Consider the following 6,905-nt stretch of genomic DNA (forward strand, 5'->3'; position numbering starts at 1 on the left):
ATCCTCAAGGCTAGCTATTTAGTATTAATTCCCTTTGCATCTTGTAAACATCAAAAAATCCGGTGAGAAAGACTCACCGGATTCTTTAAAGCGTAATAATCTGTAGAATAGTGCAAGCTTAGACGTCAGCTTGCACTAAACTTAAATATTACTTAGCTAGATCAATCAATAACTTATTCAAGTTTTGAACAAAGCTTGCTGGATCTTTTAGACTGCCCTGCTCTGACAACGCAGCTTGGTCATATAACACCTCAACCCATTGTTCAAATTGACCTTCATCTTGCAAATCAGCGAGTAACTTCACTAATTGATGTTCAGGGTTCAACTCAAAATGATACTTCGCTTCAGGTACCGGCTGACCTGCTGCCTGCATTAGCTTAATCATTTGAGTAGACATTCCCTGTTCATCAGTCACGATACAAGCTGGTGAATCAGTGAGTCGATGAGTAAATTTAACATCAACCACTTTGTCGCCTAAGGCAGTCTTCACACGTTCTAATACGCCTTCAACTTCTTTTTCAGCTTGTTCTTGCTCTTTTTTACTCTCTTCATCTTCCAAATCACCCAAATCTAGCGCACCGCGGGCGACAGATTGGAAGGATTTTTCATTAAATTCGGTTAAGTGCGACATCAACCATTCATCAATACGGTCGCCCATTAACAAGACTTCAATACCTTTTTTACGGAAGATTTCCAAGTGCGGACTAGATTTGGCCGCTTGATAGCTATCTGCTGTAATAAAGTAAATTTTATCCTGACCTTCTTTCATTCGGCCAATATAATCTTCTAAAGAAACTGTTTGCGCATCACTGTCGTTATGAGTCGATGCAAAACGCAATAAACCAGCAATTTTATCTTTATTAGCATGATCTTCTGCAGGGCCTTCTTTTAGCACACCGCCAAATTCTTTCCAGAATAACTGATACTTGTCTGCATCATTTTTCGATAAACGCTCTAACATTTGCAGAACACGTTTAGTACAACCCTGACGAATAGCCTGAGTTATTTTGTTGTCTTGAAGAATTTCACGAGATACATTCAATGGTAAATCGTTTGAATCTAGTAAACCTTTCACAAAACGCAGGTAAACAGGCATAAATTGCTCTGCATCATCCATAATAAAGACGCGCTGAACATAGAGTTTCAAACCATGGTTTTGATCACGATTCCACATATCGAAAGGCGCTTTTGACGGAATATAAAGCAAACTAGTGTATTCTGTTTTACCTTCAACTTTGTTATGAGAATGCAACAAAGGATCTGTGAAGTCATGAGAAACGTGCTTATAAAACTCATTGTATTCTTCGTCACTTATTTCTGACTTATCTCGTGTCCAAAGCGCACTAGCCTTGTTTACGGCTTCCCACTCACCAGGTTGAGCAGGAATTTTTTCACCATCGGGACCTTCTGACTCAGCAACTTCTTCTTTCCACATTTTTACAGGAATACCAATGTGTTCTGAGTACTTAGTGACAATTGAGCGAAGTCGCCAGTCATCTGCGAATTCTTTTTCTTCATCACGTAAATGCAGAATGATTTCGGTTCCACGGTCGGCCTTTTCGATGTCTTTAACGGTGAATTCACCTTCACCTGCAGATTGCCATTCAACACCTTTGTCTGCGCTGTCACCAGCAGCTCGGCTACGTACAACAACGTTATCAGCTACAATAAAAGCTGAATAGAACCCAACACCGAATTGACCAATTAACTGTGAGTCTTTTGACTGGTCACCGGACAAATTATTAAAGAATTCTTTGGTGCCCGATTTAGCGATGGTACCTAGATGTTCAATCACATCTTCTTTATTCATACCAATTCCATTATCTGAAATTGTGATAGTACCCGCTTCTTTATCTGCACTGAGTTTAACGCAAAGATCACTGTCATTTTCGTAAAGTGACGAATCTGAAAGGACTTTAAATCTCAATTTATCTGCAGCATCAGCAGCGTTTGAAACTAATTCACGAAGGAATATTTCTTTGTTGGAATAAAGTGAATGAATCATCAATTGAAGTAATTGCTTTACTTCAGTTTGAAAACCATGAGTTTCTTGGTGAGCTGTTTCAGCCATAAACAAATTTCTCCTATAAACCGTTTTGCTTCTAGGCTTAGGAGATAAGGTCGTTTACTTTCTTTTCAAGCAAACAATACAATTTATTATCAAGAAATTTGTAAAATGTCGCAGAATATTTAAAAGTGGGCATTTCTAGAGGGATGAAAGACGCGAGTAAGTAAAACAATCTAATTTGAGTCAGATTAATAACAATAGCTTAAATAACTCGCCTACCCGTAAATGCGTGCATCAAGGTATTTCCATCGACATACTCAAGCTCCCCCCCCACGGGCATACCATGAGCCAAACGAGTAGCAGAAATACCGTTAGTCTTACACATTTGAGCAATAAAATGAGCAGTAGCTTCCCCCTCAACAGTGGGGTTTGTCGCTAGGATAACTTCTTTAAACTTTCCAGAGTTAAGCAACACTTCTAATTCGTTCAAGCCAATTTCATTCGGGCCTATTCCGTCTATTGGCGACAAATGCCCCATCAAAACAAAATAACGCCCTTTAAACTCGGAGGTTTGTTCAACCGCAATCACATCTTGCGGTGACTCGACAATACACAATTGCCCAACTTCTTCACGAATTGGGTTACTACAAATGTCGCATAAACTGGCCTCAGTAAAAGTACGACACGACTGACAATGCTGAACATGCTCCATTGCATTATGAAGCACGTTACTAAGCTCTAAGGCGCCTTCTCGATTGCGCTCTAACAAATGAAACGCCATCCGTTGAGCACTTTTTTTGCCCACGCCAGGAAGATGAGTCAAAGCCGCGATTAGTTCAGTTATTAGTGGGCTGTATTGCATCTATTTTTTCTTAAAACGGCATCTTAAAGCCAGGCGGTAAAGGCATTCCACCTGTTACATCACCCATTTTTTCTTTTGTGGTTTCCTGCACACGACGAACAGCATCATTAATGGCAGCCGCGACAAGATCTTCGATCATTTCTTTATCATCTTCCATTAAGGATGGATCGATATCGACACGTCTAACGTTGTGATTACAGGTCATAGTAACTTTAACCAAACCTGCGCCAGACTCACCAGTGACTTCAATTGAAGCTAATTCTTCTTGTGATTTTTGCATGCGCTCTTGCATTTGTTGCGCTTGCTTCATGATATTTCCCATACCACCTTTAAACATAAATATTCTCTCTCATTAGTAAATTAAATTAGCGAGGTTTGATACTAGATTCTATCACCTGCGCAGAAAATGTATTTTTTAACCTATTTATCTCAGGGTTGGTTTCCGCAACATTTTTCGCGTGCTGCATTCTTACCTGATTAATGGTTTGTTGCACCGCAAATGGCGTACTTATTGGCTGACTATGCTCAATGTGTAGCTCAATCTGTTGTTGAAAAAGATTACTTAAAGCCAGTTGTAACTGACTTCTAGCAGTTTCAGTATCTAGATGTGGTTTCGAATCTAACAACTTCAAGGTCACACGGTTATCATTTTTTTCATAAGAAGAATGTAACGCTAGTTGTTTAGTTAACGCAGTAACCTGCATTTGTTCAATGAGTTGACTCCATGTATCCAGTTGCTTGGAATGTGTCACCTTTTCCCCATTTTCAAGAAATGCAGGAACGTCAAAGTCAACATTCACTTCTATGGGCTCATTAAGGTGTGCCATGGGATCGAACTCATCTTCGGGCTCTAGGTCAGTTTGCTGGCTTTGTAGGTTTTGTTCACTGCTATTATCAGATTGTACAAAGTCGGAGTTTTCGTGTTCCCAAGGTGGAGAATCTTGAAATTGTACTTCATTAGAAACACTTTCCACTTTAGTTTTATCATTACTGTTATCCGGAGCATTGCTAGCAGCATCTGCGTTGTTAGGGTCTTGTATGTTGCTACTAGATTTAGGCTCAAATGTATCAGGGGCTTTATATGTATTGCCTGCCATTGACTCAGTTTCGACCTGAGCACCTGCTTGTACATTAGGATTTGGTGCATCTGAAACCTGGTTATTCGGTTGCTTTAATTCTGTGACTTGCGGTGTAGAAGTCTCTTGTTTTTTATCGGTAATTTGAGCTTCAGCACCGGTTTCGCTGGTTTGAGGTTTAAACCGCGAGGGTATAAAATCTTCTGTCGACTTATTTTCTTTTTTTTCCTCTTCCTGTGAAGCCACTTCTAACTTAGAAAGCTTTTGCTTTAAGGCGATAAGGTTTTCCGTCGCTGATAAGGAATTGGTAGATAAAGGAACATTAGAGTTTTGCGCTTCAGATTGCAAAGCACCAGTGTCAGCATTGACTACACTATTAACCTCACCTTCATACAAACGTTGGGCGCTGTTGTCTTCATGAAAATCAGCTAAATTGCTTTGTTCTTGTAAAAACTCTTGATGATAGACATCTGAATTTTCATAGGGGTATTGGCTTGATTGGGTATCGGGATCTATAGCTTTGTCGTCATGTTCTAGGTCAGTATTACTTCTTTGCTTGATAGCCTCTTCTGCAACTACTCTAGTGGTAGAATCTTGCTGGGGTGATCCTATTGGTTTGCTATGCTCGCTATCTGGGCATTTTGTATGCTCTGGTTGCGGTGCGCCTAAACTATTAGCTTGGCGAATGATATCAACTTGTTGAGCTGAAAGCCCCTCCACTACCTCTTTATTGTTAGAGTCGACATTTTCAACCGTTTTTTTTTCATCTAGGCCGCTATTCACGGGTAAAGATGTTAAATTTTCTTGGGTAGCTAGGTTGTTAGTCTCTCCAATCGATAATGAAATTGGTGCAGGATTAAATGCTAACATCCGTAACAGAGTCATTTCCAAACCAATGCGCGCATCTGCTGCATGTATAATATCTTTCTTTCCTTGCAACGCAATTTGATAAGCTAGTTGAACCTGTTCTGGAGGTAACATTTTTGCCAACTGATAAACTGCTCGCGCTGATACCGTTTCCAGTTTACAGGCCTCTGGCACAAACTGAGTTAGCGCAACTTGATGCAACAAACTCATTAACTCTGCTAGCACTTGTTCATAATTAACAGATTGCTGTGACATTGATTCGACTTGCGCCATGACTTGAGGTGGCTCATTGTTAAAAACTGTATGTAGAAGTTTAACAATCTGGCCCTTGTCCATTAGACCTAGCATATCAGTCACTATGGTATTTGTTACCTTACCATCTCCTTGCGCTATGGCTTGGTCAGTCAAACTCAACGCATCACGCATGCTCCCTTGTGCTGCTCGCGCCAATTGCGATAATGCTTGTGGTTCACTAACAATATCTTCTTCAGAAAGTATATAACTTAGCTGTTGAGTAATTTGCTCCCGAGATAACGCTTTCAGATTAAATTGTAAACAGCGGGACAGTATAGTTACAGGTAGCTTTTGCGGATCTGTTGTTGCGAGTAAAAACTTTACGTGTGGAGGCGGCTCTTCTAGGGTTTTTAAAAGTGCATTGAAACTATGTTTAGACAACATATGCACTTCATCGATTAAATATACCTTAAACTGCCCACGTGTTGGTTTATATTGAACATTATCGAGTAACTCTCGCGTATCTTCTACTTTTGTTCTAGATGCAGCGTCGATTTCCAACAAATCAACGTAACGACCACTTTCAATGTCCAAACAAGTATGGCATTCCCCGCACGGGTTAGCGCTTAATCCCGTTTCACAATTCAGACTTTTAGAAAATATGCGTGCTATTGTGGTTTTACCGACCCCACGAGTCCCGGTAAAAAGATATGCGTGATGGAGTCTATTATTATCTAAGGCATTCGATATTGCTGTGACAACATGTTCTTGTCCGACTAATTCCGAAAAACGATTAGGTCGCCATTTACGCGCAAGAACTTGATAAGCCATTAGACGTTATTCACCATCAAAATCACACAAAGAATGACATTGAACGCCATGGGCATTTAGTTTTTCTTCGCCTCCCAAATCAGGAAGAGAAATAATAAAACCGGCATGTTCAACGATTCCACCGAGTTTACGAATCAAATTCGCTGTTGCAACCATGGTACCGCCAGTAGCAAGCAGATCATCTATCATCAAAACTTTTTCACCTGGTTTAATTGCATCAGAATGGATCTCAAGCATGTCCATTCCATATTCCAATTCGTATGATTCTGAAATAGTTTCACGCGGTAATTTATTTGGTTTGCGGACAGGGATAAAACCTATTCCCATTTCAATGGCTAGTGGCGCTCCAAACAAAAAACCACGGGCTTCAGTTCCTGCAATTTTATCAAACTTAAGTGGTTCGAACTTTTCAAGTAACAAAGCAATACTGCTGGAAAATGCAGTGTGATCTTCTAATACTGATGTTACGTCACGAAATAATATCCCCGGTTTAGGATAATCAGGGACGGTTTTTACGATTGATTTTATATATTCAGCTGACACAAACTTCCTCTTAGTGGCTCGCTTAGTTCTTGGATTTATAAGTAAAACGTAAGCCAACCAGCAATCGCAGGTAAAAGAGGAAGTGCCAGTAGGACAACAAGCGCCACCAATAAATATGTCCAACTAAAGGGGTCTTTCTCAAAACTTTGATCTTGCATTTATAAACTCCAATTAATCCTAATTTAGAAGCGCTAAATAGTAATGCAAACTAGCCTAAATTAATAGGGCTAATCGACTTAGAGCGGCAATTGTTGAATCATAATCAAACGCTTAATTGATAACCCTATCCCTCTGTAGTTTTTAGAAGTACCGCCTTTGTATATTACTATATTATCTCCGTTATGTTTTCCACGGGCTGAAGCCTGTAGGCTCCCCACATTTTTTATACACATATTGTTTCCTTGAGTAGCGCATTTTGCGCTGCTAGGAGCATTGCTGCTGTGACTTTAAAACGTTTATGTAGCAATATCCGTTGAGCTAAAAA

At 40.0% G+C, this 6,905-nt stretch carries 6 protein-coding genes; all 6 read right to left on the minus strand.

The genetic code is table 11. From position 1 onward, the window contains the following. Window positions 1–148: 148 nt before the first annotated feature. On the minus strand, window positions 149–2,071 hold the full coding sequence (htpG, locus tag ACYVIL_RS06790) for a molecular chaperone HtpG (RefSeq protein ID WP_460311988.1): 1,923 nt from the start codon (window positions 2,069–2,071) through the stop codon (window positions 149–151). A gap of 199 nt (window positions 2,072–2,270) precedes the next feature. Next, on the minus strand, window positions 2,271–2,870 hold the full coding sequence (gene recR / locus ACYVIL_RS06795) for a recombination mediator RecR (RefSeq protein ID WP_303473393.1): 600 nt from the start codon (window positions 2,868–2,870) through the stop codon (window positions 2,271–2,273). A 10-nt stretch (window positions 2,871–2,880) separates the two neighbouring features. Beyond that, window positions 2,881–3,207, minus strand: a complete 327-nt coding sequence (locus tag ACYVIL_RS06800; protein WP_303473391.1) for a YbaB/EbfC family nucleoid-associated protein — start codon at window positions 3,205–3,207, stop codon at window positions 2,881–2,883. A gap of 28 nt (window positions 3,208–3,235) precedes the next feature. Then, the gene (dnaX, locus tag ACYVIL_RS06805; protein ID WP_460311989.1) at window positions 3,236–5,878 is read right to left on the minus strand and encodes a DNA polymerase III subunit gamma/tau; all 2,643 of its coding nucleotides are present in this window, start codon (window positions 5,876–5,878) and stop codon (window positions 3,236–3,238) included. 6 nt (window positions 5,879–5,884) lie between these two features. Then, window positions 5,885–6,421 carry an adenine phosphoribosyltransferase gene (apt, locus tag ACYVIL_RS06810; RefSeq protein ID WP_460311990.1) on the minus strand — a complete coding sequence of 179 codons (537 nt, stop codon included), beginning with the start codon at window positions 6,419–6,421 and terminating at the stop codon, window positions 5,885–5,887. A gap of 35 nt (window positions 6,422–6,456) precedes the next feature. Continuing rightward, window positions 6,457–6,579 carry a hypothetical protein gene (locus ACYVIL_RS06815; protein WP_348492986.1) on the minus strand — a complete coding sequence of 41 codons (123 nt, stop codon included), beginning with the start codon at window positions 6,577–6,579 and terminating at the stop codon, window positions 6,457–6,459. Between the last annotated feature and the right edge of the window lie 326 nt (window positions 6,580–6,905).

Source organism: Aliiglaciecola aliphaticivorans, from assembly GCF_054782055.1.